This is a genomic window from uncultured Abiotrophia sp. (genome assembly GCF_963520105.1).
Classification (GTDB): domain Bacteria; phylum Bacillota; class Bacilli; order Lactobacillales; family Aerococcaceae; genus Abiotrophia.
The window spans coordinates 199,408-224,876 of sequence record NZ_CAUQPN010000001.1 but is presented as its reverse complement, the minus strand read 5'-3'; the positions used below and the strand labels follow the sequence as shown (position 1 = coordinate 224,876).

The window sequence follows — 25,469 nt, the reverse complement described above, 5'->3', positions numbered from 1 at the left end:
TTCACTCACTTTCTTGTGCTTGGTTATGGCGGCTTAAGCCCTCATCCAAGCTTGTATCTTGATCTAATCCCAGTCCTAGGGCTTTCCAGGCCAGGATGGCACACTTATAACGGGCAGGAAAGGCCTTAACGCCTTCTAAGAGGGCCGCATCACCTAGCTCTTGCTCCCAAGACTCGTCCACTTGTCCTGGTCCACCAACCAAGGCCTGAAAAGTCGCAATCATGGCTAGAGCTTGATCCTTTGGCTTGCCCAACAAAGCCTCGCACATCATACTGGCAGAAGCCATACTAATGGTACAACCCTGGCCACTAAAGGCCAACTCAAGGATGCGGTCATCTTCAATTTTCAGGTACAAGACAATCGCATCACCACAAGTAGGATTGAATAGCTCCACTTCCTGATCGGCATGGTCCAACTTACCAAAATGACGGGGATGTTGCCCATGATCCAAAATGACTTGGCGATAGAGTTGATTTAATTGATTTAAACTCATGGACAGAAAAACTCCTTCACTGCTTTGGTAACCTCAATAAAACGTGCGACCTCTTGCGTATCATTATAGAGCGCCATACTGGCCCGCAGAGTCGCTGCCTGACCTAATCGCCGCATCAAAGGTTGGGCACAATGGTGGCCTGCTCGCAGGGCAATACCTTCTAAATCATAGGCCGTCGCCGCATCATGGGGATGGACATCCGCAATATTGAAGGTCACAATACCGTGGCCATGTCCATAGACTTCCACACCGGGAATAGCTTGTAAGCCTCTTACTAGTTCTAGCGTCAGATGACTCTCATGGGTCTCAATATCCCGCCATCCGATAGTAGACAACCATTCAATGGCAGCTGCCAAACCAATAGCTTGAGCAATAGGCGGCGTTCCCCCTTCGAATTTCTGTGGAGCGACCGCGTAGTCTGTTCGGTAATCTCCTACTTGATGGACCATTTCACCGCCATAGAAAAATGGCTGGCAAGTGTCATGATATTCTTGCTTGAGGTAGCAAATGCCAATTCCAGTCGGGCCGTAGAGCTTATGACCACTCCAACAGTAGGCATCGACTCCTAGGCTTCCTGCATCTACTGGCATATGGGCGACCGCCTGAGCACCATCCACAATAACCTTAATGCCTCGTGGTTTAGCCCAGGCTGTTAAAGCAACTATATCCTGAGAAATACCCAAGACATTGGAGACATGATGAATGGTAATGACCTTGAGCTTGGACCAGTCACTCGCTTCCAGAGCCTCTAAATCCAAGTGATGATCCTCCGTCAATGGTAGATAGCGGAGTGTTGCGCCCTTCTCTTGGACTAGAGCTTGCCAAGGCACTAGATTGGAATGATGTTCTAGGTAGGTCACCCCAATTTGGTCTCCTGGCTGTAAACTAGGTCCTATCCAACGGTCTGCCAGAAAATTCAAACCCGCAGTAGTCCCACTGGTAAAAATAATTTCTTGCGGCTTGGCACCCATGAAGTCAGCTACTCTCTGGCGGGCTGCTTCATAGTCTTGAGTGGCTCGGTTGGCCAGACTATGAACCCCACGATGGATATTGGCATTGTCTTGGAGATAGTAATCAGCCAAGCGATCCAAGACAAGCTGTGGCTTCTGACTAGTCGCCGCATTATCAAAATAAATCAAGTCTTGGCCATGGACCTTTTGCTTGAGTATGGGAAAGTCCTTAGCCCATGGTGATGGGCTAGTAATCTTTTCTGGCATCATACTGTCTCCTTTCGCGTTTAATAGTCTTAATCTTCCTGGCTACCTTCTAAACCACTTAATTTACGGTCTATAATTTCTACTAACTGTCGTCTGATTTCTGCCGAAGGCATTTGCACAATAACTGGGCCTAAGAAACCACGTACTACTAAGTACTCAGCATCTTCACGGCTTAAGCCTCGGCTCATCAGATAATAAAGTTGTTCTTCATCTACTTGACCTACAGAAGCTGCGTGCCCTGCGGTCACTTCAAATTCTTCGATTAAAAGGATAGGGTTGGCATCGCCTCGAGCCTTCTCAGATAACATGAGTACTCGGCTTTCCTGCTGAGCATCGGCGCCCTTGGCGTATTTTTCAATCAGCCCAATCCCGTTGAAGGTCAAGGTTGCCCGGTCCAAGATAACCCCATGTTGGAGAATATTCCCGACAGAATGATTACCGCGGTTGACCACCTTAGAATCAATACCTTGGATTTGCTTGCCAGTTGAAATACCGACAATCTGCACTTGTGATTCAGAACCATCACCGTTGAGGTAGGTATCTAAGTCTAAGATGACATTACCGTCATTAAGTTCACCGATGGCCCAATCAATTTTGGCATCGCGTGCTGTTTGGGCATAACGCTTAATGTAGGCATGGCTTTTGGCCCCTAGGGTATCGACTGCTGAATACTTAATCTGTGCGCCAGCCTTAACTACCACTTCAACGAAATAGGTGGCAGAGTTTGGCTTATCACCATAAGTTTCTATGCGCTCCACATAATCTAAACTTGCCCCCTGTTCAAGCACAATCAGGACATGCTTGTTGAAGGCTTGATCATAGCGACTGTCTTGAACCAAGAGAGCTTCAAGCGGCAAAGTCACAGCTACATTTCTTGGCACATAGATGAAGAGTCCCCCATTTATGAAGGCCGTATGATAGGCTTCAATTTGGTCTTCATGGGCGCCAATCACCGAAAAGAGATGTTCCTTAACCAAGTCAGGATAGTCAGCCAGGGCTTGGAACAAATCCGTCACGATTACCCCTTGATCAACTAGGTCTTGATCCAAACTTTCCACTAGAGTATGATTACCCACATGCACAATCTGCCCACTCAGGTGGTCTTGCTCAGCCAAAGCTGCATCTAGACCATAGAGTAGCGGTTCCTCTAAGGTTTGTGGCGCTACTACTTCTTGGGATAGGAGGGGCCAACGATGATACTTAACCCGCTCAATCACTGGTAACTGCAAATCCTGCCAGACTGAATGGGCTTGATTTTGAATAGCGCGGAACCAGTCAGGCAGGGTGGCAAAAGTAGCCAAAGCCTGCATCTGGTCTAAATAATGTTTGCTAGTCATGCTATCACCTAGGCTTTCTCGTCATAGTGAAGGCCTAACTCTTCACTAATACCCTTATAACCTTCTGCCTCCAAGCGCTTAGCTAATTCAGCATCACCTGTCATTACCACGCGCCCTTCCATCATAATGTGGACCACATCAGGCGTGATGTAATTGAGTAATCTTTGATAGTGAGTGATAATCAGGGAACCAAAACCTTCACCCCGCATGGCGTTGACGCCCTTGGATACCACCTTAAGAGCATCAATATCGAGCCCAGAGTCGATTTCGTCCAGAATGGCAAAGCTAGGCTCAATCATGAGGCATTGTAGGATTTCATTACGTTTCTTCTCCCCACCTGAAAAGCCTTCGTTGAGATAGCGTTCTGCCATTTCTTCTGACATATCTAAGAGAGCCATCTTCTCATCCAATTTCTTGATGAATTCGCGGACGCCCATCTTGTTATTGTCATCCCGCCGAGAGTTAATAGCTGCGCGCATAAACTCAGCGTTGGTAACACCTGGAATCTCACTTGGATATTGCACCGCCAAGAAAAGACCAGCACGGGCACGCTCATCTACTTCCATCTCCAAGACATCTTCACCATCTAAGAGAATCTCACCTTGAGTTACTTGATAGGCAGGGTTACCCATAATGGCCGCCGCTAGGGTGGACTTCCCAGTCCCGTTTGGTCCCATAACCGCATGAATTTCTCCTGTTTTGAGGGTCAAGTTAACCCCTTTAAGGATTTCCTTACCTTCAATGGCCACATGCAAATCCTTGATTTCTAATACTGGCATTTCGTCACCTATTCCTTCCTTATAGTCTCCTTTATTCTACCGTTATTTGCCTCGAGACGCAATTCATGCGCTTTCTTTTGAGATTTTTGTGCATTTTTTTAAACAAAAAAAAAGAAGCTGGTTAAACCAGCTTCAGCATAATCACTATTCGCCAATTGGATGGAAACGTTCAATCACGCGCTTCATTGGATAGTAGAGAATCCCAACTAAAATGGCCGTTACGATAGCAGTGAAGAAGGTGGCGGGCATCTTCTCAACTACTTTTGCCATGGCTGCATTCCAGCTAGATCCTAAAACCAATTGTTGCGCCACAATGGATACTGGCCGACTGACAATTTTGACTAAACCAGCCACAACGGAAACCGCAACAAGGTTAAAGCGCGTGTCACGTTTTTTAAATACATAGGTGTAGACTGCATTAACCGTGACAAGAACCAGACCTGCTTCCAAAAGCGTAAAGGCGACAGAAGCAGCAAAGCCATTGAACACATCGAAGATGAAAAGACCTAAAAAGGAAGCAATAGAACCACGCTTGAAGCCTAGTAGTAAGACGGATAAAACAACTAAGGCATTGCCGACATGAACCATGGTTTTACCCGGCATATGGATTTTTAAATAAGTAATCGCAAGAACGATAAGTGCTGCGAATAAGCCAATTTCGATATAGCCTACTAAGCGACGGTGAAAGGCTGTTTTTGTTTGATTCATAATGAGTCCTCTTTTCTTAAGGTTTTGCTGATAAAAGGTAAATAAGGCTGATAATAAAGCTCCTGGCGAGCTATAGCTTGGTTTAACCCCTGATTTTCTACTGCACGACCAACCAGGTCAACACACCATTGGCATGTCGCTTCTAGAGATAAGCCACCTACCTGGCAGGCCAGGAAACAGGAAGTGAAGAAGTCCCCTGTGCCAAACAAATGGCAATTTTGGCGCTGAGTCCAAGCCTCTTGACTAGAGCCAAAAGCCACCCCAATCTGGCTATCCACTTCAATCCCCGTGATGACCCAAGAATTTTGTGCAGATTCAAGATTAGCCAAAGTCTCAAGAGCTTTCTTATCTTCCTGAGTTTTAACTAACTCGGCATCTAGGCCAGCTAAGAGATAGGCCTCCGTCAAATTCGGCAGGGCATAGTCGGCTAAGGCAACCAGTTCTTGCATAGCTGTAACATAATCCTGATCCAATCCGGTATAAAGCTGACCACGATCTCCCATGATAGGGTCCACCACCAAAAAGGTATCGGATTGGTAATGTTTATACCAGTTAACAAATTGGTGAATCTGGCTGGCATTGCCAAAATATCCGGTCACGATAGCCTGGAACTTGACCTGCCGCCAAGCCATTAAAGAGGCCGAAAAGGCTGCGTCCAAACTCTCGCGGTAGACTGGCCAACGTCCGGTATGGTGGGTTAAGTAAACTGTAGGCAGGAGGGTCACCTCGTAACCAGCTGCATTCAATACAGCCAAATTCGTTAAACCAGCCACCTGGCCTGTGCCAGGAATATCATTCACTACCAAAATACTTGCCATTCAATTCCCTCCCTCTGCTTGTTATCATACCCCATTTCTGGTACCATTAATAGTGCCAGTTTCATACAAATGAACAGTACCAGTTGGAGGACTCTATGATTATTCATCTCGACCCAAACAAGAAAGAAGCGCTCTATAGTCAACTTTACCAAGCCATTAAAGACCAAATCCATTCCGGCCACTTAGCTGCCCATCAAAAGCTCCCAAGCAAACGCCAATTGGCCAAGGATTTAGGCATCAGCCTCAATACCGTCATTAACGCCTACGACCAATTAAGCCTCGAAGGCTACCTAGAAACCAAACCACGCCAAGGCTACTTCGTGGCCGATGTGCGTTTCCAAGTCCAACTGACCTCGGAACAAGCCAACCTAACTACTAGTCCTAACCCTAGTTGGCGCTATGACTTAACCAAGGCCGAAACCGACCCTAGCCTCTTTCCCTATGAAATTTTCCGCAAACTTTATACCCAGCGTTTTGATTCCCAGTCCCCTGACCTGCTTGGGCCTAGTTCGGTTCAAGGCTTAGCGCCACTTAGAAGCAGTTTGGCAAGCTATCTAGCCAATGAACGTGGTGTTCCATGTCAGCCGGACCAGCTGATACTAGGTCCTAATTCTCAGGCCCTTTTTCAGATTTTAGTCCAGCTCCTTCCTCCTAATCGTCGGATTGGGATTGAAGATCCTGGCTACCACGCTCAGCTTCCATTTTTGAAAGAAATGGGCTGGCAGGTCCAAGCCTGCCCGCTTGATCAACTAGGCTTATCTATTGAAGAGATACCACTGGATCAGCTAGATATCCTCAGCGTCACCCCTACCCATCAATTTCCGACCGGATCTGTTATGCCCCTCACTCGCCGCCAAGCCATCTTAGACTGGGCTAGACAGAGCCCTAATCGTTGGATTATTGAAGATGACTACGATAGCCAATTTAAATACACTGGCCGACCTATCCCCTCTCTGGCACAATTAGACCAAGGAAATCAAGTAATCTATATGGGTAGCCTGTCCCGCATTCTCAGTCCTGGCCTCCGCATCAGCTATATGGTATTACCAGCCAGCCTTCTATCTCTTTTCTATGAGAAGGAAAAGCAATTCGCAGTCAACCTCAATACCATCTCTCAGTATGCTATTCACGATTTTATCCAGCAAGGTCACTTAGAACGCCATCTCAATCGTGCCCGAAGCTTCTACAAACGTAAGCGTGATAGGCTGATTAACGCCATTGAAGCGCAAGATCCCCAAGCCCAACTAATTGGCCTTGATGCAGGTCTCCACCTATTAATTCAACCGAGTTTTGCTTTCCATAGCCAGCCTTTTCAGGCCCAACTGGCTCAAGAGGGCATTCGCCTTAAGACGCTTGCTGACTTCTCTATCCATGCCCAGACTGGCTTCGACCAGCAAATCTTCCTGAGTTTTTCTGGCCTTCCAATGGATGAGGTGGACAAGCTCATTAGCGACCTCTACCAAGCCCTGAAACAGCATAAAAAGACCACCAAAACATAGTTTGGTGGTCTTTTGCTTTTATTTTTTTAGGTCTTTAAGTAAACCTGCTAGTACACCATTAATGAATTGCTTGGATTTGTCATCGCTAAAGGTCTTAGCTAGTTCTACCGCTTCATTGACCGCTACCTTGCTTGGCACTTCGTCCTCACTCACATAGAGCAATTCGTAGAAAGCGACACGTAGAATGGCTAGGTCAATCCGCGCCAAGCGTTCCAAGGTCCAGTCTTCAGCTAGATAATGACTAATACGTTGGTCTAACTCTTCAGCTGTTTGATTGACACCCTGAACAAGGCGGTCCAAGTAGGCATCAGAGCCTTCAAATCCAGCTTCAGGGTCGTTACCTGCTTCAAGAGCGAAGGCACAAGCTTGGTCTAGGCTGACAGGTACTTGAGGTCGTATGAGTTGGAAGATGGTCTGAACAGCCTTCTCCCGAACTTGGTGTCGATTGCTCATCTTGGTCACACTACTCACCATCAGTTTCATCTAAATGGAGATAATCCACTGCCTGACTAGCTTCTGTTTGGATGCTAGCAACATGGACATTGACTTCTTGAACAACTAAGTCTGTCATGAAGAAGATTTGTTCTTTAACTTTTTGTTGAACCTTCATGGCTACTTCAGGTACAGAATAACCGTATTTAAGGTCGATTTTAACATCAATGGCAATTTCTGAATCATCGCGGCGAACACGGGCACCTACCCGATCAGGATTCATACCAAAGAATCCACCTACTTCTGTTTGGAAGGACTTGTGGAGTTGGTAGACTCCTTCTACTTCGCTTACAGCCTTAGCTGCAATGGCTTCAAGAACACCCGTTGTGATGTTGATTTCCCCTAAGGGTGCCACTGTTTGTGGTTCAAAATGACTGTTTTCTTGGGTCATCTGGGCTTCCTCCTTTTAAGGTTTAAACTTCTAAAATAATCAATTCTTTTGGACTGCGGTTAAGCAATTCTACATGGTCTGGATGAACTACTAAGTCGTCTTCAATCCGTACACCACCTAAGCCTTCGATATAAATACCAGGCTCATTGGTAATGACCATACCAACTTCCACTGGTTGGTCATTCTTGGCATTAACGCCTGGCGCTTCATGAATGTCCAAACCAACACCGTGACCCAAACTATGGCCGAAGTATTGGCCATAACCTTTTTCACTAATATAATCACGTGCGATAGCATCCAATTCAGCCCCGGTCATACCGGCTTTAGCCTTTTGGTTAACCAAGTTATGGGCCTCCAACACAATATGGTAAATTTCTTCCAGTTTTGGATCGATTGAACCAACCGCTATGGTACGAGTCATGTCGGAAGAATAGCCTTGATAGTAGCAACCGAAGTCTAAGGTTACTACATCGCCTTCTTCAATGACCTTATCGGAAGCCACCCCGTGAGGCATAGCAGAACGTAAGCCGCTGGCTACAATGGTATCAAAGGACATGGCACTAGCTCCTAAGGTTTTGAGGTAACGTTCTAATTCGTTAGCCACCTCAATTTCAGTGACACCTGGCTTAATGAAGGTCAGAATATGACTGAAAGCTTGGTCGGTAATTTCGCAGGCCTTCTTCATGGTTGCCAATTCGTCTGCGTCCTTAATTTCGCGGATTTTCTCAATTAAGCCCTGAGTTGGTACCACTTCTGGACCAAAGAAATCCTTAATGCGAAGATAAGTAGAAACGGTCATTTCGTCCGCTTCAATCCCGACTTTCTGAACCTTATGAGCAACTAAGAAGTCATTAATTTCAGCGAAGATTTCCTTCTTGTTTTGTAACAAGGTAAAATCTGGTGCTTGCTTACTTGCTTGCTGCACATAACGGAAATCAGTTACGAAAATGGCTTGATCTGACGTAATAATCAAGGCCGCCGTCGTCCCTGTAAAATTAGCTAAGTAGCGAATATTTTTTAAGTTAGTCACTACCAAGGCATCTAAGCCTTGCGCAGCGAGCTGAGCTCTTACTTTTTCAATGCGTGACATAAACATTCCTCTTTTCTAATAAGCTTATCTGTCTAGATTTTCTTAGTCTTGTTCGGTTCGTTGTTTGCGACGGCGGACACCCTTATTGATGTCCAACAAGACTGGCATAATCATTGGAGAACGTTCGGTCCGCTCATAAATTAGAGGCACGATAGTGTCCATAATCATTTCGCGAATCAGGCGTTCGCTCACGTTATTGCCATTTTCGTTAAGGCCACGGTTAATGGCTGACTTGAGACTAGACTGTAAGGAGTGAATTAAGTCGCTAGACTCTCGCATGTAGATAAAACCACGCGACATAATGTCAGGTCCGCTAACCAACTGCTTGTTCTCATAGTCTAAGGTGGCAGAAATCACCACTAAACCATCTTCTGATAGGCTACGACGGTCGCGAATCACGACATGGCCAATATCGCCAATGCCACTCCCATCCACATAGATACTATTCGCCGTAAACTTACCCGCAATTCGAGCACTATCAGCGGTTACCGCTAGCATCTGGCCATTCTCCATGACAAAGCAGTTTTCCTTAGGAATCCCTGTTTGTTGGGCTAGGCCAGCTTGAATACTTTGCATACGGAATTCCCCGTGGACTGGCATGAAGTACTTAGGCTTCATGAGGCGCATCATCAGCAATTGCTCTTGCTGACCACCGTGACCAGATGTGTGGATGTTGTTAACCTTACCATGAATAACATGGGCCCCAACTTCGCAGAGTTGGTTGATTACACGGTTAACACTCATAGTGTTACCAGGAATTGGTGAACTTGAGAAGATGACTGTATCGTTAGGTTGAACTTGAATTTGACGGTGAGTCCCGTTGGCGATACGACTTAGGGCCGCCATCGGTTCCCCTTGCGAACCCGTACAGAGAATAATGAGTTGCTCAGCTGGTACCCGGTTAAGGTCACGTTGCTCAACAAAGAGTTCGTCGTCATCTTTAATATAACCTAATTCTCGCCCTGTCTTAATAGCCGATTCCATACTGCGCCCGAAGACAGCAATCTTACGTCCTGTTTCTTGAGCCGTTTCAACCACCTGTTGGAGACGCGAAACGTTAGAAGCGAAGGTTGCAAAGATCACCCGGCCTTCTACCTTCTGAATAATGTTTTTAATAGATTGTCCCACCACTTGTTCCGACTTGGTAAAGGTTGGAATTTCTGAGTTGGTAGAGTCTCCTAAAAGGACTAAGACGCCCTCTTCCCCGATTTTAGCCATGCGGTGTAAGTCTGCTGGCTTACCTACAGGAGTGAAGTCGAACTTATAGTCACCTGTAAAGACGATATTTCCTGGAGGTGTCTTAACGACCACCCCGTAGGCTTCAGGAATACTGTGGGTTGTTAAATAGAAACTTACCGTTGTCTTGCGGAAACGGATGACCGCATCTTCATCAATTTCGTGAATTTCAGCTTGACGCAGAAGGCCACGTTCTTGCAACTTATTGCGAATCAGCGAAGCCGCTAGTTTACCGGCATAGATAGGCACATTGATTTGCTGCAAGAGGAAGGGAATGCCCCCGATGTGGTCTTCGTGACCGTGACTAATAATCAGGGCTTTGACCTTACTCTGGTTTTGCATAATGTAAGAAAAATCAGGAATTACGTAATCAATCCCTAACAAATCATCTTCCGGGAACATAACCCCACAATCTAGTAAGATGATTTCGTCTTGGAACTGTACACCATACATGTTCTTCCCGATTTCGCCTAAGCCCCCTAGGGCGAAGACGCCGGTTTCGTTATTTTTTAAATTAACTGCCATACTAGAACACCGACACTTCGAAGTCCGGGTTGGACTCTTGCTCATAAGCTAAATGAGCAGGTGATAATTCTTGGACGAACTCCACATTGTATGGTGTATACTTAGCAATCAATTCCCGTGCTTCCCCTTTGCTAGCAGCTTCTACATAAAGGGTCTGGGTATTTTCCCGAGTAGGAACTTGTTGGGTATTGGGTTGATATGTTACTTTAAAAATCATTGATTAATAACTTCCTTTCTCTATCTAGTTGCCTCCTGAGCGAGGCAGACTCTATCAATCTTATTCTACCACAATCCCCTCTTAATAGGAAAGTATGGTAACCATTTTTTTACATAAAAGCTTATCGACCTAGCTCTTTACAAGACAATGGACCCAAAAAAACTGGGACCCATGGTCCCAGTTGCTTATCTGATTTTAAGGGCGCGGTCAATATCCCGTTTGGCCTGTTGGTCCTTGAGGGCATGACGCTTATCATACTTGTTCTTACCACGCGCAAGGCCAAAGAGTAATTTGGCCCGTCCTCTTACCAGATAAACCTTCAGTGGTACCAAGGTCATCCGGTTTTGTTGAACTTCGCGGTGTAGAGTCTGAATCTCTTTCTTATGAAGCAAGAGCTTACGGTCACGCTCCGGATCATGGTTAAAAATATTACCATGGTCGTAGGGGCTGATATGGACCTGCTTAAGCCAAGCCTCCCCATCACGAATGGAGATAAAGCCATCCTTAAGGTTCATCTTGCCCTTGCGAATGGACTTAATCTCTGTCCCGGTTAAGACCATACCCGCTTCATAGGTTTCAAGAATCTCATAATCATGACGCGCCTTGCGATTCTGAGCTAAGGGCTTATCTTGCGACATCAGTCACCTCTTTTCCGCAGGAGCTAACCTAGGCGGTTAGCCTGAGGTTGCTTGCGTTTAATCTTAAATTGCTTGAACTTGCTTTCCGTAGACTTAGCTGACTTTTTGCTAGCCTTATCACCAGTAAAAGACTGCTTCTTGGCCTGACGGCTGTCCTTGCTTTGATGCTCAGACAGCTCCTTGCGATGACGCTTGCTCGCAGACTTAGATTTGGCTTTGCTCTTGTCCTCTTGACGGCCTTTATTGGCTTTTGAGCTCTTGGACTTGCTTGCTCCATCCTTAGTACCAGAGGCCTTGCCTTCTTTAGTCACACGCTTCCTCTTAACGGAAGCTCTAGCTGACTTGTCTTTGCGCTGTCTGTCTTGAGTCTTGCCTTTGGCCGACTTATTAGCAGCCTTGGCTTGTTTACTACGCTGTAGGACTAAGTCTACATCTAAGCCAGTCACTGGTTCAGCCTCAAGCAAGCCAAAGTCAATTTCGCGTTCGCCAACATTCACAGCTTCTAAACGTACTTTAACCTTCTGACCAATGCGGAAGATTCGCCCTGTTCTTTGCCCTACTAGCAAGAGATGGGCCTGATCGAACTCATAATAGTCGCCCGTCAAGTCCTTAAGACTAATCAAGCCTTCTACTGTGTTAGGCAAGGCAACAAAGATACCAAAGGAGGTCACCGAAGAGATGACGCCTTCAAATACTTGCCCGATTTTATCTAGCATGTATTCGGCTTTTTTCATGGCAGTCACATCACGCTCGGCGTCAATGGCCCGACGCTCCATTTTAGAACTTTGGTCAGCAATGCCTGGCAACTGGTCAAAAATACGAGCCTTATCCTGATGACTTGGTTTCTTATCCAGATAACGATGAATAAGGCGATGAACAATCAGATCCGGATAGCGCCGAATAGGCGAAGTAAAGTGGGTATACTCAGCCGTTGCTAACCCATAGTGACCAAGGGCTTCTTCACTATAACGGGCTTGCTTCATAGAACGCAACATCATAGTGGAAACAGCCTGTTCAAAGTCTTGCCCATCTACTTGCTTAAGGGCTTGCTGAAGTTGCTTAGGTGCAATGGTTTCTACCTTACCTCTGAGGACAATGCCAAAAGCTGTAATGAACTCAGCGAATCGCTGCATACGTTCTGAATCAGGTTGTTCATGGACCCGATAGAGCATAGGATAGTCACGTGTCATATAGTGCTTAGCCACCGTCTCATTAGCCGCCAACATAAAGGACTCAATCAGGCGTTCAGCCACGCCTCGTTCCCGCAATTGAATATCTAAGGGATGACCTTGGCCATCAACTAAGACCTTGGCTTCTGGCGCATCAAAATCTAACGCCCCTCGCTTAATCCGTTTGGCTTCTAGCAGATGGTGGAGCTTGCTCATATCTTCTAAAAGGTCCACGATTGGCGCATATTTTTGACCTAGCCCCTCATCTCCTTCTAGAATCGCATTGACATCATCATAGGTCATGCGGTAAGAAGAATGGATGACTGAGCGGAAGATACGGTGGGATTTAACCTGCCCTTGGCTATCTATAACCATTTGGCAAGATAAGGTCAAGCGATCTTCATGCGGATGTAAGGAACAAATCCCATTAGACAAGCGTTGCGGTAACATTGGCACGACTCGGTCAGTTAAATAGACAGAAGTTCCACGCTGGTAAGCTTCCAAATCTAAGGCAGAACCTTCTTCTACATAATAGGATACGTCAGCAATATGAACACCTAGGACATAGTCGCCATTATCTAGGCGTTCAAGCGAGATAGCATCATCCAAGTCCTTGGCATCTGCCCCATCAATCGTCAGGATGACCTCTTGTCGTAAATCTTCCCGATTGGCAAGGTCCTGAGCTGATAAGGTCTGAGGCACTGCCTCAGCGGCTTCTTTAACTACTTCTGGGAACTCATGCGGAATTCCAAATTGATAGAGAACGGACAAGATATCTACACCGGGCTCATCGCGGTGACCAATTTCCTTGGCTACTAAGCCTCGCAAGAGGTGAGGGGCCTCTTCTGTCGGATACTGACTAATCTTAACAATACAAATAGAATGGTCTGCTGGCTGAATCCCAGCTGGATCGATTTCAACCCGGACGGCGTCGCTGTAATCACCTTGTGGTAAGACATAGCCCAGAGCCTGACGTTCCTGACGAACTTCACTTGGGTAAGCGACGAATTCCCCTACCAACTGGTTCACTGCGCGTTCAATTACGCGCAAGACTTGGACTTCAGAGCCTTTACCCGTCTGAGGGTTGGCCAATTTCAGGACTTCAACCTCAACCGTGTCCCCTTGCATGGCATTCAAAGCGCGGCCTCGAGGAACGAAGAAATCAGGCTGGCCTTCGGCATAGGTGACAAAACCAAAGCCTTGGGCATTAGCTCGATAGGTCCCCACTACTGTCTTCGAGACCTTGCCACTAAGTCGATAATGACCTCGTTTGGTCTGCTCTAACTCTCCGATATTTTCTAAATAATTAATAGCGCGCACCAATTTCTTATACATCTTGGTGCCACCGTAATTAAGGGCTTTGGCCAAGGATTGGCTCGTCACAGTCGCCCCCGCTTCTTGGTCCTTCAAATAGGACAAAATTCTTTTTTCAATGCTTGTGAGTGCACTCATAGCGTCTCATGCACCTCCTTTGTTTTAAATTAAATTTCTTTAGTTATCAAATGCTTGGATAAATTGCAATAGGCTAGCTTCGAAGTCTGACCGATTGCGGTTAGTGGTAATAACATGGGTGTTCTCTTCACACCAGTGAAAGCTGATTTTGGCAGATTCCAGAGCCTCTAGCAAATCATAGACCGCTTCTGGATCCACTAATTCATCTTGGGCCGATTGAACAATGTAAACAGGTAGTTCAATCGAAGCGAGTTGGTCTTCAAAACCACGAGCGAAAGCTTGAATGTCCGCTACCTGTTGCCGGTGGGCAGTCCGCACGGCTTCTTCTGTCTGCAAATAGGCAGGCAAATCGCCTCGCTTTTCTGCCAAGTAGCGGGCAAAAGACATGAAGCGATTTTCTAGCTGTAGGCCATCGCGACTAATCACTGGCGAATTAAAGACGCCCCCACCAAGAAGTTGACTATCCGCCTCACATAGGGCGCGCATGGCCATAACTCCACCCATCGATAGACCGAAGACCAGAACTATTTCGTAGCGTTTTTTCATAAAGGCTAGAGCCTCTTGCAAGTCTTGCCACCAGATTTCAGGTCCAGCATTCAAGATATCTTGGATATCTGTCGTTCCATGGCCTGTAAATAAGGGACAGAGTACTCCGTAGCCTTGGCGATTCAGTAATCCAGCTTGGGGTCTTACGTCAGCTGTGCTACCAGTGTAGGCGTGGCAGAGAATGATACCAAGCCGTGCTCCCGGAACTTCTAAATAATAGGCACCCTTAGAGAGGGGCATAATCATTCCTCCTTTTCAAGAAAAAAGACCTCTGAGTCTAAGGTCAGAGATCTAAAACTTAAGCAACTTATTTAGAAGAGAAATAAGCAAGTGCTAAGGCTAACACAAAGAATAAGACGCCAAACACCACGGTTGAGCGAATGAGAAAAGCTTCAAAACCACGGGCCTTGGTCTTACTCATTTGGTTCTCGGCACTACCACCTGACAATGAGCTTGCTGCATTACTTTTAGATGGTTGCATGATGACCAACATAATTAGAATAATTGATACGATGACTAAGGCAACAGTCAATACTTCTGACAAGGTACTTCCTCCTTTTTCGAAAATCTCTACCCCTTATAATACCACATATTAGGCAAGCTAACAACTCCTAATGCCATAATTGAAAGGCATTATAGAGATTAATCCCAATGACTAGCAAGACCACCCATTGAAAGACCCGGCGAACAGCTTGGTCGGATAGAAGTCGTGACATCCGTGCTCCTAGTAAGCCACCCACGATAGCCGCTGGTACGATATATACCAAAATCGACAGGTCATAGCGGGCAAAGCCTGTCCCCCAGGCAATGGTCACCAACTTGGTTAACTGGGAACAAAAAATGGTAGCAATAGAATAGACGGTTGCTTCCTTGATTGGCATAGCGAAAACAAGCATAAGCAAGGAGACATTAATCGGTCCCCCGCCAATTCCTAATAGACTAGCAAAAAATCCCAAACTTAAGCCAATAGCACTATACCAAAGCGCTCCTTGCTTGGACCAATGGAAATTTTCGTAGCGCGTATAAATCATGGCAAATACTAAAAGTGCTACAGTTACAACAATTTGAACCAGAGTGACTTGACCGGCCTGTTCTGCCCTTTGAAGCAAAAATTCGAAGGTTTGATTACCCAGGAACCCACCCAAAACTGATCCTAGAGCTAGATAGGCTACTTGCTGCCACTGAATCTTACGCCCAGCTTGAACTTGACGTATGGTCGATACCAAAGACATGGTAAAGACTGCCACCGTCGAATAAAAAGAGATGGCCACTACCGAATCATGCCCTACAAAATCCAAGACCGGCTTGATAATGACACCACCGCCCATACCAGACACACTACCTACCGCATTAGCAACTACAATAATCAGAAAATATAGTACTCCTATTCCACTCACACTCATACGCGCTCCTCTGACCTCATCACTTCTCATCACTTCTATTTTACACAAAAACAAGGCACTTTGAATAGTGAAGCGACTTCTTTTTGCTACTTCTAACTAAGTTCTATTCCATACAAGTTCTAGCTTATCTTAAGTTTTTAATTTCTCTTATTAGCGACTACTCCCCTCTTCAATTTCACATAAGAAAATATGTTCAGCTAACAAGCAAGTCAACATTTTGCAGGCTAGTCTAGACAATATAAAAAGAGACTAGGACATATGTCCTAGCCTCAAACTTACTTAAGGATTATTTACCTAAGTTGTAGAAAGACTTCAAGCCGTCGTAGCGAGCTACTTCGCCTAATTCGTCTTCGATACGGAGTAATTGGTTGTACTTAGCGATACGGTCAGTACGTGACAATGAACCAGTCTTGATTTGGCCAGCGTTAGTTGCTACAGCGATGTCAGAGATGGTTGAGTCTTCAGTTTCACCAGAACGGTGAGATACTACCGCAGTGTAACCAGCTTTTTGAGCCATTTCGATTGCATCGAAAGTTTCAGTCAAGGTACCGATTTGGTTAACCTTGATTAAGATTGAGTTACCAATCCCTTTTTCGATCCCTTCAGACAATTTAGCAGTGTTAGTTACGAACAAGTCGTCACCTACTAATTGAACTTTAGAACCTAAACGGTCAGTCAATAATTTCCAACCATCCCAGTCGTTTTCGTCCATACCGTCTTCAATGGTGATGATTGGGTATTTGTTAACTAATTCTTCCAAGTAGTCTACTTGTTCAGCAGAAGTACGTTTTGCACCTTTGTCACCTTCGAACTTGGTGTAGTCGTATACGCCATCTTCGTAGAATTCAGAAGCTGCGCAGTCGAAACCTAAGAATACATCTTTACCTGGTTCCAAGCCAACGTTCTTGATAGCTTCTAAGATAGTTTCTACGCCATCTTCAGTCCCTTCAAAGTTAGGAGCGAAACCACCTTCGTCACCAACTGCAGTTACTAAACCACGTTTGTGTAAGATAGATTTCAATTCGTGGAAGATTTCAGCCCCCCAACGAAGTGCTTCTTTGAAGCTTGGTGCGCCTACTGGCAAGATCATGAATTCTTGGAAAGCGATTGGCGCGTCAGAGTGAGAACCACCATTGACAATGTTCATCATTGGTGTTGGTAATACTTTCGTATTGAAGCCACCTAAGTATTTGTAAAGTGGAACGTTTAAGTAGTCAGCAGCAGCGCGAGCAACAGCAATCGATACACCTAAGATTGCGTTAGCACCGAGTTTCCCTTTGTTAGGAGTCCCGTCTAATTCAATCATCAATTTGTCGATGGCGTTTTGTTCTAAAACATCGTAGCCTAACAAAGCGTCAGCGATGACGTTGTTCACGTTGTCAACTGCTTTAGAAACCCCTTTACCTAAGTAACGTGATTTGTCGCCATCACGCAATTCAACTGCTTCATATTCACCAGTTGACGCACCTGATGGAACCATCCCACGACCGAAGGCACCACTTTCAGTGTAAACTTCTACTTCGATGGTTGGGTTACCGCGAGAGTCGAGGACTTCACGAGCATAAACGTCTGTAATGTATGGCATATTGTTCTCTCCTTTAAAGTTGATTAGCCTCTTAATTGCTTAAGAGTATTGCCACTATCTATTTTAGTGATTTTCGTGGCAAAATGCAAAGATTTTCTTGCTTTTTAACCTATTTCTTAATGAGGGATTCCCCGGTCATTTCTACCGGTTGCGCAACCCCTAATAAATCCAACATGGTTGGGGCCAAGTCAGCCAAACGGCCACCTGAACGAAGTTCTACTCCTGGCTTGGTTACAATAACTGGCACTGGATTAGTTGTGTGGGCAGTCATTGGTTGACCGTCTAAAGTCACCACTTCGTCAGAGTTCCCGTGGTCGGCTGTAATGATGGCAGAACCGCCTTTGGCTAAGATTAAGTCCACGACTTCGCCTAAGCACTCGTCAACCGCTTCAATGGCTTTGACAGTTGGTTCTAACATACCAGAGTGACCTACCATGTCAGGGTTAGCGAAGTTAAGGATGATGGCATCCAACTTATCTTCATTGATGGCAGCTACTAAGGCATCCTTGACTTCATAAGCAGACATTTCTGGCTTGAGGTCATAGGTTGCAACCTTAGGAGATGGGATTAAGATCCGATCTTCACCTTGGAATTCCTCATGACGGCCACCACTCATGAAGAAGGTAACGTGAGGATATTTCTCAGTTTCTGCAATCCGTAATTGTTGTTTGCCATTATTGGCCAGAACTTCACCGATAGTGTTTTTGAGGTCTTCCTTCTTGAAGGCAATCTCAGCTAAGACATCATCACTGTATACAGTGAAGGTCACGAATTTGAGGTCTTTTGGATAGTCGCCACGGTCGAAACCTTCGAAAGCTGGGTTAGACAAGGCAGTCCCTAATTGGATAGCCCGGTCTGGACGGAAGTTGAAGAAGACAACAGAATCGCCAGATTCAATCTCAGCTACTGGTTGTCCACCTTCAGTGACCACAAATGGTACGACAAATTCATCGTAAACTTCTTCCTTATAGGAAGCTTCAATCCCTGCCACAGCAGAGTCAAATTGGGCACCTTTGCCGTGAACCATAGCGTCATAAGCCAGTTGCACCCGTTCCCAACGCTTGTCACGGTCCATAGCATAGTAACGACCAGAAATGGTTGCGAAACGACCTACGCCGACTTCACCGAAGACTTCTTCAGTCTTCTTAACGAAGTCTAAACCTGAAGATGGCGCCACGTCACGACCATCTAAGAAGCCATGAACATAGACTTTTTCAAGGCCATATTGCTTAGCTAAACGTAAGAGCGCAAAGAGGTGCTCGTAGTGAGAGTGAACCCCACCGTCAGAGATTAAGCCCATCAAGTGAAGAGCTTTACCTGATTCTTTGGCTGCTTTCACCGCTTCAACCAATTCAGGAATTTCGTAGAATTGGCCTTCACGAATGGAAATGTTAATACGGGTTAGGGATTGATAAACAATACGCCCTGCCCCAATGTTTAAGTGGCCTACTTCGGAGTTACCCATTTGGCCATCTGGCAAGCCCACGTCTTCACCGCTGGCTTTGAGTTGGTTGTGAGGGTAAGTTTCCCAGTAACGGTCAAAGTTTGGTTTCTTGGCTGCTTTAACGGCATTCCCGAACACTTCGTCGCGAATAGCGAAGCCGTCCAAGATGATTAAGGCTACAGGAGCTTTTGACATTATTTCACACCTTCTAATAACGCTAAGAATGATTCTGGTACTAAAGAAGCACCGCCGACTAAGGCACCGTCAACATCTGGACATGACATGTATTCTGCCACGTTCTCTGGTTTAACTGAGCCACCATATTGCACACGTACAGCGTCTGCTGCTGCTTGACCAAAGTTCTTAGCTACGACTGAACGAACCGCTGCACACATTTTTTGTGCGTCTTCCTGGGTTGCAGACTTACCAGTCCCAATCGCCCAAATTGGTTCATAAGCGATAACAGAAGCTTTCACTTGATCTTCTGAGAAGCCTGCCAAAGCAGCTGTTACTTGTTTTTCAACAACTTCTTCTGCTTGACCTGCTTCGTATTGTTCTAAGGTTTCACCACAGCAGATAATTGGCACCATACCGTTGCGGAAGATTGCTAAGCCCTTCTTGTTAACGTCTTGGTCTGTCTCATGGAAGTATTCACGACGCTCTGAGTGACCAATGATAACATAGTCAACACCTAATGCTTTGAGTGATGCTGGGCTAGTTTCACCTGTAAAGGCACCTGCATCTTCGAAGTAGCAGTTTTGTACTGCCAAACCTAAGTCTGAACCAGCTAAGCTTGCTTTAACGTCAGAAGCCACTAAAGCTGGAACGCCTACAACTGCTTCAACAAGATCTGCGGAAGGTAATTTGCCTTTAACCGCCTCAACGAAGGCTTTAGCTTCTTCGTTGGTTTTGTTCATTTTCCAGTTACCTGCAATAATTGGTTTTCTCATTAGTATCCTCCTAAGGATTACGGAAGGTCCCAGGGCTTAGAAAAAGCCCTGGCCTTCACAGATTGATTGAATTCTTATTTGTCTGAGATAGAAGCAACCCCTGGTAATTCCTTACCTTCGAGGTATTCTAAGGATGCGCCCCCACCAGTTGAGATGTGAGTGAACTTGTCAGCATAGCCTAATTGAGCTGCAGCAGCTGCAGAGTCCCCCCCACCGATAATAGTGGTTGCCCCTTCAAGGTGCGCAATTGCTTCGCAGACCCCAATGGTCCCGCCAGCAAAGTTAGAGAACTCGAAGACACCCATTGGCCCGTTCCATACAACGGTCTTAGCATCTTGTAAGTAGTCAGAGAAGAGTTTAACAGTCGCTGGACCGATGTCTAAACCTTCTTGATCTGCTGGAATAGCATCTGAAGGCACCACTGTAATTGGTGCATCATTGCTAAATTCTGGTGCCACCTTGTTGTCAATTGGCAATACTAATTTGTCGCCAGCCTTGGCCATGATTTCTTTAGCTAATTCTACGCGATCAGCTTCTAAGAGCGAAAGCCCTACTTCGTAGCCTTTTGCTTTGAAGAAGGTGTAAGCCATCCCACCACCGATTAAGACTTTGTCAGCCTTATCGAGGAGGTTTTCAATAACCCCAATCTTATCGGAGACCTTAGCCCCACCTAAGATAGCAACGAATGGACGTTTTGGATTGTCAACCGCGCCACCAATGAACTTGATTTCCTTATCCATCAAGAAACCAGCGGCAGTTTCCAAGTGGCTTGCCACACCAACGTTAGATGCGTGGGAACGGTGAGCTGTCCCGAAAGCATCGTTGACAAAGAGGTCACCCAAGCTTGCCCAGTATTTACCCAATTCAGGGTCATTTTTAGATTCTTTTTTACCATCGATGTCTTCAAAACGAGTGTTTTCGAATACTAAGACATCGCCTTCAGCTAAACCATCGATAGCTGCTTCTAAAGCTGCCCCACGGGTTTCTGGCACGAAAGTTACTTCCTTACCTAATAATTCACCTAAACGTTTTGCAACTGGAGCTAAAGACTTAGAAGCTTTGTCTTCTTCAGTTTTAACTTTACCTAAGTGAGAGAAGAGGATGAGTTTTGCTTTGTTATCGATTAAGTATTGGATAGTTGGCAAAGCTTGAACAATCCGGTTGTCGTCAGTAATGACGCCGTCTTTCATTGGAACGTTAAAGTCCACCCGAACTAATACCTTTTTACCTGCTACATCTAAATCAGTTACGATTTTTTTTGCCATATAAAAACCTCCTTGGGCATGCGATTTGGTGCTGTTATCAATTGACAGCAGTGACTCTTCCTGGCGATGGGTCAACCTGCTGATGCAACTGACCTCAACACCAAAGCGGTGATATAAAAACAAAAGGCGAGGAAGCTTGTCACTTCCCCGCCTAGAGTGTCATGCGACTAAGCTCGACATTCGTATATGAAACTTATGATTATAAGCTTGCGAAGTAAGCTAAGGTACGAATTAATTGAGCAGTGTATGACATTTCGTTGTCATACCAAGATACAGTCTTAACTAATTGTTTGTCGCCTACAGTCATTACTTTGGTTTGAGTTGCGTCAAATAATGAACCGTAAGTGATCCCTACGATGTCAGAAGATACGAGTGGATCTTCAGTGTAACCGTAAGATTCGTTAGCTGCTGCTTTCATTGCTGCGTTAACTTCTTCAGCAGTTACAGGTTTTTCTAAAACAGTTACTAATTCAGTTAAAGAACCAGTTGGTACAGGAACGCGTTGTGCAGCCCCGTCTAATTTACCGTTCAATTCTGGGATTACTAAGCCGATAGCTTTAGCAGCACCAGTTGTGTTAGGAACGATGTTAGCAGCTGCTGCGCGAGCACGACGCAAGTCACCTTTAGGGTGTGGAGCGTCCAAGGTGTTTTGGTCACCAGTGTAAGCGTGGATAGTAGTCATTAAACCTTCTACAACGCCGAAGTTGTCTTGTAAAGCTTTAGCCATTGGAGCCAAGCAGTTAGTAGTACATGAAGCACCAGAGATTACTGTTTCATCCCCAGTTAAGATGTTGTGGTTTACGTTGTAAACAACTGTTGGTACGTCGTTACCACCAGGAGCTGAGATAACTACACGTTTAGCACCAGCTTTTAAGTGTAATTCAGCTTTTTCTTTTGAAGTGAAGAAACCAGTACATTCAAGCACGATATCTACACCTAATTCACCCCAAGGTAATTCTTCAGGATTACGGTTAGCTAAAACTTTAACTTCTTTGCCGTTCACACGGAAAGCGCCGTCTAATACTTCAACTTCACCGTTGAAACGACCTTGAGTTGAGTCATATTTTAATAAGTGTGCTAATTGTTTAGCATCAGTTAAGTCGTTGATTGCGACAACTTCCAAACCTTCTACTTCTTGGATACGACGGAATGCTAAACGACCGATACGTCCAAAACCGTTAATACCTACTTTTACTGTCATATTTGACTTCCTCCTTAAGGAAAAATTTATTTTAACGGGGTATTAGCCCCACTTAAAACCATGTTTGCGATTCCTTCATCACAGATTAGAACCCCATGATGTTGGATAAGTTTGTAGTAAGCCTCTACAGCGCGGGCCTTGCTAGCGCCGCCTACTACAGTAATCAAGAGAGGCACCTCACGCAAAGACTGGAATTGAATCCCAAATCTCGGTAACCGTAAGACCTCCTGGCCGCTTTGATTGAAAAACACCCCGAAGGCTTCTCCAACCGCATCTTGGTCCTTCAATAATCGCTTCTGATCCGCCGTTAAATCATGTCGTTCTGCCATCACATTGGCATTGCCGACCGATAACAAGAGCACATTGGCTGTCTTGCTTAATTCAACAGCATGACGTATAGAAGGATTGTTGAGTAGTACTTGCGAAACTTGCTCCCCGATATTCTCAGGGATAAAGAGTGGCACAAACTGACCATCCGTCTGTTTAGCCATCAAGCCCCCAATATTGTTGGCTTGAATATCATAGGAGCCACCAACCCCGCCACGAGCAGGTACAAAGACTAGGTCTCTACCTTCTCCCAATTGAGGTGTGAATTCTTGGGCTACTTGAGCCAGGGTAGTTCCCCCGGTCATGGCTAGCACTTGACGTCCTGATTCTAGGTTCAAGGCCAGAAACTCTGCTACCTTGCGTCCTAGCCGGCTCCCAACCTTAGGATCGACATCGGCATCACCTTTGACAATCCAGACTTCTTGCAGTCCTAGCTTCTCCTTGACTCCTTGAGCCAGCTCGAAGAACTCATGGTGATCGTCTAAGGCTTGCTCCATGGCTTCCAAAACATCTAAGCCAATAGGCGTTAGCCGAATCCCCGACTGCTTGACATCCACCAAGCCCTGAGATCGCAAGCTATCCATCAAGGTCCGCAAGCTACGCTCTGATAGGGCCACTTCCTCTGCTAGGGTCTTACGACCAATCCGCTCAGGATGTTGGGCCAAGGTCTTCATTATGCGCAATCGCTGTACTAATTCTTGGCCGACTTGCGGGACGACTTTCTCAATCAAAGAAAACATATCTCGCATCATCTGCCTCCTTTGGTCAAAGATTGACCATGCAAAGCTTCTCAGACTCCCGTCTTAAGAAGAATTGCTCCTTCTCTAACCTCTTTTATGATACCATTCTTATTCCTATAATGCAAATCTTAAACCGCATACAGTTTTATTTCTCACTAAATTTTCATCTAGTTTTGGTTGGTCGGAAAACGGCCAATAAACAGGAAGTGCTTTCATGAAAATTACGCTATCATCGCCTTTTATGTCCTATAAGGAAGTCAGGATGGCAGGCTAACGCCCTACTCTCTCATACTAGGACCTAGTCCTTACCCTACCTTTCCTGTCGACAACATTTTTTTGATTCCTATCTTGGAGTAGACAAAAAGGACAGGTCGGTGCCTGTCCTTTTTATATAAATTAACGGATTACCTGATCACGGACAAAAGGATCCGTGCTAATACCTTGTTCTAAGACCAAACGGGCATATTCTTTGGCGCCCCAGAGTGAATGATCCTTGTAGTTACCGCATTCCTTAGCAGTGGCTGCCGGAATATCAGTAAAACCTTGAACCTTCTTCAAAACATTGGCTAGCGCTTGGGCCACTTCTGCTGGCGTGTGCTCATTCCAAATCACCATGTAATAGCCAGTCCGGCAGCCCATTGGGGAGATATCTACGACCCCATCCAACTCATCGCGTAAGTTAATGGCCAAATAGTGCTCTAGGGTATGAAGCGCTCCTGTAGGGATTGCATCTTGGTTAGGTTGCAAGAAACGCATGTCATATTTTTGCAAGAGGGCTCCAGATTCGTGGCGCTCCGTGCCAGCTAGGCGGACATAAGGCGCCTTAACGGCATTATGATCTAGGGTAAAACTTTCTACTTGTGCCATAGTATTCCTTCTTTCTATCTTTCTTCAGCCAGAAATCCGTTTGTCAGTCCCTTTTTTAGGGAGCGAGGAAATTTTTCTTCCTATAAAGTACGGGTCATTGCTAGTTACTATTATAGGTATTTTGCGCCTTAACTTCAACCCGTCTGCTTGAGGATTTCTTGATAGGCAAATTGGGGGAATTATGCTAGAATAATAGGGTTGTGAAATCAAGAAAGGAACTTTAAATAATGTCTCAACCCCGCCCACTCACTCTCCAAGAAAAAATCTATTACCTATCTATCTCAATCTTGCTCAACACCTTTGGCAATGCTCTGACCATTTCCATGAATATGGGCTCTTCCATGTGGACCGCTGCTTCAGTCAATATTTCTAACTATTTTCCTATTCAACTGGGTACCGTCTTGCTCTGCAATGCCTTGTTAGGAATTATCTTGAATATTGTCATCGATAAGAAAATAGATATTCCTCTAATTATAGGAAATTTTGTCTTCATCTTCCCTTTTAGTGTCTTGGTCCAATATTTTGTGCAAGGTATGGGCTGGCTGGGCTTGCCTGGGCTGCCGGTTTGGTTACGCCTAGTCTTGAATGTGGCCGGCATTTTCTTGATTGCTATTGCCATTTCCATCTATCAACGGGTCAATTGGATTATTCATCCTTTAGATGAATTGACTAACACCATCCGCTTCAAGTTCTGCAATGGCAACCCGGTACATGCGCAACTCCTAACCTTTTGCATCCCAATTGCTATGCTGATTATTATGTTTGCCCTCTCCGGCCATCTCTATGCCGTTAATCTAGGCACCATCGCCGCCCTGCTCTGCCAAGGCGCTTGGATTGGTTGGGCCGACAAACGCGTCTTCGCTAGCCTACCTCATTATTTTAGAGATTAAAATATCAAAAGCCATCCTTACGTGGGATGGCTTTTTTATCTGATATAACGGAGACGGTGGGATTCGAACCCACGTGCCGGTTGCCCGACAAAATGATTTCGAGTCATTCCCGTTACGGCCTCTTCGGTACGTCTCCGGAACAAGCTTATTATAGCACCGGAATTCTCAGTCTGCAAGGCTTGACAAAGGA

The 25,469-nt window shown here is 45.5% G+C and carries 25 protein-coding genes and 1 tRNA gene; 2 read left to right on the top strand and 24 right to left on the bottom strand.

Going from position 1 to position 25,469, the window contains the following annotated elements:
* Position 1: 1 nt before the first annotated feature.
* The 6 genes from sufU to RWO08_RS01015 all read right to left on the bottom strand — a co-directional run bounded on the left by sufU (position 2) and on the right by RWO08_RS01015 (position 5,352).
* Complete coding sequence (gene sufU / locus RWO08_RS01040; RefSeq protein WP_314211046.1) at positions 2-493, bottom strand: Fe-S cluster assembly sulfur transfer protein SufU; 492 nt, start codon at positions 491-493, stop codon at positions 2-4.
* The gene (locus RWO08_RS01035; RefSeq protein ID WP_314211045.1) at positions 490-1,710 is read right to left on the bottom strand and encodes a SufS family cysteine desulfurase; all 1,221 of its coding nucleotides are present in this window, start codon (positions 1,708-1,710) and stop codon (positions 490-492) included. The genes sufU and RWO08_RS01035 overlap by 4 nt, the downstream gene beginning before the upstream one ends.
* 29 nt (positions 1,711-1,739) lie before the next feature.
* Positions 1,740-3,047: a Fe-S cluster assembly protein SufD gene (sufD, locus tag RWO08_RS01030; protein ID WP_314211044.1), complete on the bottom strand. Its 1,308-nt coding sequence runs from the start codon at positions 3,045-3,047 to the stop codon at positions 1,740-1,742.
* A gap of 8 nt (positions 3,048-3,055) precedes the next feature.
* Positions 3,056-3,826, bottom strand: a complete 771-nt coding sequence (gene sufC, locus RWO08_RS01025) for a Fe-S cluster assembly ATPase SufC (RefSeq protein ID WP_314211043.1) — start codon at positions 3,824-3,826, stop codon at positions 3,056-3,058.
* Positions 3,827-3,970: 144 nt separating this feature from the next.
* Entirely contained in the window at positions 3,971-4,534 is a 564-nt protein-coding gene (locus RWO08_RS01020) for an ECF transporter S component (protein WP_314062680.1), read from the bottom strand.
* Positions 4,531-5,352, bottom strand: a complete 822-nt coding sequence (locus RWO08_RS01015) for a bifunctional hydroxymethylpyrimidine kinase/phosphomethylpyrimidine kinase (RefSeq protein WP_314211042.1) — start codon at positions 5,350-5,352, stop codon at positions 4,531-4,533. Before RWO08_RS01015 ends, RWO08_RS01020 begins: the two co-directional genes overlap by 4 nt.
* A 95-nt stretch (positions 5,353-5,447) precedes the next feature.
* On the opposite strand from RWO08_RS01015, the gene RWO08_RS01010 reads away from it, so the two are divergent.
* Positions 5,448-6,851 carry a PLP-dependent aminotransferase family protein gene (locus RWO08_RS01010; RefSeq protein ID WP_314211041.1) on the top strand — a complete coding sequence of 468 codons (1,404 nt, stop codon included), beginning with the start codon at positions 5,448-5,450 and terminating at the stop codon, positions 6,849-6,851.
* An 18-nt stretch (positions 6,852-6,869) separates the two neighbouring features.
* Here the strand turns inward: RWO08_RS01010 and nusB are convergent, their stop codons facing one another.
* The 17 genes from nusB to RWO08_RS00925 form a co-directional block, all read right to left on the bottom strand.
* The gene (gene nusB, locus RWO08_RS01005; RefSeq protein WP_291430567.1) at positions 6,870-7,304 is read right to left on the bottom strand and encodes a transcription antitermination factor NusB; all 435 of its coding nucleotides are present in this window, start codon (positions 7,302-7,304) and stop codon (positions 6,870-6,872) included.
* 10 nt (positions 7,305-7,314) lie between these two features.
* Positions 7,315-7,734: an Asp23/Gls24 family envelope stress response protein gene (locus tag RWO08_RS01000; RefSeq protein WP_023390970.1), complete on the bottom strand. Its 420-nt coding sequence runs from the start codon at positions 7,732-7,734 to the stop codon at positions 7,315-7,317.
* A gap of 22 nt (positions 7,735-7,756) precedes the next feature.
* Entirely contained in the window at positions 7,757-8,824 is a 1,068-nt protein-coding gene (locus RWO08_RS00995) for a Xaa-Pro peptidase family protein (RefSeq protein ID WP_291428591.1), read from the bottom strand.
* Positions 8,825-8,866: 42 nt separating this feature from the next.
* Positions 8,867-10,585, bottom strand: a complete 1,719-nt coding sequence (rnjA, locus tag RWO08_RS00990) for a ribonuclease J1 (protein ID WP_291430570.1) — start codon at positions 10,583-10,585, stop codon at positions 8,867-8,869.
* Between the two features lies 1 nt (position 10,586).
* Positions 10,587-10,802 carry a DNA-directed RNA polymerase subunit epsilon gene (locus RWO08_RS00985; RefSeq protein WP_023390973.1) on the bottom strand — a complete coding sequence of 72 codons (216 nt, stop codon included), beginning with the start codon at positions 10,800-10,802 and terminating at the stop codon, positions 10,587-10,589.
* A 185-nt stretch (positions 10,803-10,987) separates the two neighbouring features.
* Positions 10,988-11,440, bottom strand: coding sequence for an SsrA-binding protein SmpB (smpB, locus tag RWO08_RS00980; RefSeq protein WP_268444934.1), 453 nt, complete (start codon positions 11,438-11,440; stop codon positions 10,988-10,990).
* Between the two features lie 23 nt (positions 11,441-11,463).
* A complete protein-coding gene (gene rnr, locus RWO08_RS00975) occupies positions 11,464-14,061 on the bottom strand; it encodes a ribonuclease R (RefSeq protein WP_314211040.1) in 2,598 nt (865 codons plus the stop codon).
* 39 nt (positions 14,062-14,100) lie between these two features.
* Complete coding sequence (locus RWO08_RS00970; protein WP_314211039.1) at positions 14,101-14,847, bottom strand: alpha/beta fold hydrolase; 747 nt, start codon at positions 14,845-14,847, stop codon at positions 14,101-14,103.
* A gap of 67 nt (positions 14,848-14,914) precedes the next feature.
* The gene (gene secG / locus RWO08_RS00965) at positions 14,915-15,151 is read right to left on the bottom strand and encodes a preprotein translocase subunit SecG (protein ID WP_083316232.1); all 237 of its coding nucleotides are present in this window, start codon (positions 15,149-15,151) and stop codon (positions 14,915-14,917) included.
* Positions 15,152-15,218: 67 nt separating this feature from the next.
* Positions 15,219-16,004, bottom strand: coding sequence for a sulfite exporter TauE/SafE family protein (locus RWO08_RS00960; RefSeq protein WP_291428600.1), 786 nt, complete (start codon positions 16,002-16,004; stop codon positions 15,219-15,221).
* Between the two features lie 292 nt (positions 16,005-16,296).
* Positions 16,297-17,595, bottom strand: coding sequence for a phosphopyruvate hydratase (eno, locus tag RWO08_RS00955; RefSeq protein ID WP_023391042.1), 1,299 nt, complete (start codon positions 17,593-17,595; stop codon positions 16,297-16,299).
* Positions 17,596-17,704: 109 nt separating this feature from the next.
* On the bottom strand, positions 17,705-19,234 hold the full coding sequence (gene gpmI / locus RWO08_RS00950; RefSeq protein WP_306485983.1) for a 2,3-bisphosphoglycerate-independent phosphoglycerate mutase: 1,530 nt from the start codon (positions 19,232-19,234) through the stop codon (positions 17,705-17,707).
* Entirely contained in the window at positions 19,234-19,989 is a 756-nt protein-coding gene (gene tpiA, locus RWO08_RS00945) for a triose-phosphate isomerase (protein WP_306485982.1), read from the bottom strand. Before tpiA ends, gpmI begins: the two co-directional genes overlap by 1 nt.
* Positions 19,990-20,063: 74 nt before the next feature.
* The gene (locus tag RWO08_RS00940) at positions 20,064-21,254 is read right to left on the bottom strand and encodes a phosphoglycerate kinase (RefSeq protein WP_070755291.1); all 1,191 of its coding nucleotides are present in this window, start codon (positions 21,252-21,254) and stop codon (positions 20,064-20,066) included.
* A 199-nt stretch (positions 21,255-21,453) separates the two neighbouring features.
* Positions 21,454-22,455, bottom strand: coding sequence for a type I glyceraldehyde-3-phosphate dehydrogenase (gene gap / locus RWO08_RS00935; RefSeq protein ID WP_070755289.1), 1,002 nt, complete (start codon positions 22,453-22,455; stop codon positions 21,454-21,456).
* A 26-nt stretch (positions 22,456-22,481) separates the two neighbouring features.
* The gene (locus RWO08_RS00930) at positions 22,482-23,531 is read right to left on the bottom strand and encodes a sugar-binding transcriptional regulator (RefSeq protein ID WP_268444959.1); all 1,050 of its coding nucleotides are present in this window, start codon (positions 23,529-23,531) and stop codon (positions 22,482-22,484) included.
* Positions 23,532-23,918: 387 nt separating this feature from the next.
* Positions 23,919-24,389: an S-ribosylhomocysteine lyase gene (locus RWO08_RS00925; protein WP_291454444.1), complete on the bottom strand. Its 471-nt coding sequence runs from the start codon at positions 24,387-24,389 to the stop codon at positions 23,919-23,921.
* A gap of 227 nt (positions 24,390-24,616) precedes the next feature.
* Between RWO08_RS00925 and RWO08_RS00920 the strand changes: the two genes are divergently transcribed.
* Entirely contained in the window at positions 24,617-25,279 is a 663-nt protein-coding gene (locus RWO08_RS00920) for a hypothetical protein (RefSeq protein WP_314211038.1), read from the top strand.
* Positions 25,280-25,327: 48 nt separating this feature from the next.
* Here the strand turns inward: RWO08_RS00920 and RWO08_RS00915 are convergent.
* Positions 25,328-25,415, bottom strand: a tRNA-Ser gene (locus tag RWO08_RS00915).
* Between the last annotated feature and the right edge of the window lie 54 nt (positions 25,416-25,469).

Coding starts and splice junctions, on each gene's coding strand:
- nusB (WP_291430567.1), bottom strand. CDS start 7,304: ATGAGCAATCGACACCAAGTTCGGGAGAAGGCTGTTCAGACCATCTTC.
- RWO08_RS01020 (WP_314062680.1), bottom strand. CDS start 4,534: ATGAATCAAACAAAAACAGCCTTTCACCGTCGCTTAGTAGGCTATATC.
- RWO08_RS00985 (WP_023390973.1), bottom strand. CDS start 10,802: ATGATTTTTAAAGTAACATATCAACCCAATACCCAACAAGTTCCTACT.
- rnjA (WP_291430570.1), bottom strand. CDS start 10,585: ATGGCAGTTAATTTAAAAAATAACGAAACCGGCGTCTTCGCCCTAGGG.
- RWO08_RS01035 (WP_314211045.1), bottom strand. CDS start 1,710: ATGCCAGAAAAGATTACTAGCCCATCACCATGGGCTAAGGACTTTCCC.
- gap (WP_070755289.1), bottom strand. CDS start 22,455: ATGACAGTAAAAGTAGGTATTAACGGTTTTGGACGTATCGGTCGTTTA.
- sufD (WP_314211044.1), bottom strand. CDS start 3,047: ATGACTAGCAAACATTATTTAGACCAGATGCAGGCTTTGGCTACTTTT.
- rnr (WP_314211040.1), bottom strand. CDS start 14,061: ATGAGTGCACTCACAAGCATTGAAAAAAGAATTTTGTCCTATTTGAAG.
- RWO08_RS01015 (WP_314211042.1), bottom strand. CDS start 5,352: ATGGCAAGTATTTTGGTAGTGAATGATATTCCTGGCACAGGCCAGGTG.
- RWO08_RS00920 (WP_314211038.1), top strand. CDS start 24,617: ATGTCTCAACCCCGCCCACTCACTCTCCAAGAAAAAATCTATTACCTA.
- RWO08_RS01000 (WP_023390970.1), bottom strand. CDS start 7,734: ATGACCCAAGAAAACAGTCATTTTGAACCACAAACAGTGGCACCCTTA.
- RWO08_RS00970 (WP_314211039.1), bottom strand. CDS start 14,847: ATGCCCCTCTCTAAGGGTGCCTATTATTTAGAAGTTCCGGGAGCACGG.
- gpmI (WP_306485983.1), bottom strand. CDS start 19,234: ATGTCAAAAGCTCCTGTAGCCTTAATCATCTTGGACGGCTTCGCTATT.
- RWO08_RS01010 (WP_314211041.1), top strand. CDS start 5,448: ATGATTATTCATCTCGACCCAAACAAGAAAGAAGCGCTCTATAGTCAA.
- eno (WP_023391042.1), bottom strand. CDS start 17,595: ATGCCATACATTACAGACGTTTATGCTCGTGAAGTCCTCGACTCTCGC.
- sufC (WP_314211043.1), bottom strand. CDS start 3,826: ATGCCAGTATTAGAAATCAAGGATTTGCATGTGGCCATTGAAGGTAAG.
- RWO08_RS00940 (WP_070755291.1), bottom strand. CDS start 21,254: ATGGCAAAAAAAATCGTAACTGATTTAGATGTAGCAGGTAAAAAGGTA.
- RWO08_RS00995 (WP_291428591.1), bottom strand. CDS start 8,824: ATGTCACGCATTGAAAAAGTAAGAGCTCAGCTCGCTGCGCAAGGCTTA.
- tpiA (WP_306485982.1), bottom strand. CDS start 19,989: ATGAGAAAACCAATTATTGCAGGTAACTGGAAAATGAACAAAACCAAC.
- RWO08_RS00925 (WP_291454444.1), bottom strand. CDS start 24,389: ATGGCACAAGTAGAAAGTTTTACCCTAGATCATAATGCCGTTAAGGCG.
- smpB (WP_268444934.1), bottom strand. CDS start 11,440: ATGTCGCAAGATAAGCCCTTAGCTCAGAATCGCAAGGCGCGTCATGAT.
- sufU (WP_314211046.1), bottom strand. CDS start 493: ATGAGTTTAAATCAATTAAATCAACTCTATCGCCAAGTCATTTTGGAT.
- RWO08_RS00930 (WP_268444959.1), bottom strand. CDS start 23,531: ATGCGAGATATGTTTTCTTTGATTGAGAAAGTCGTCCCGCAAGTCGGC.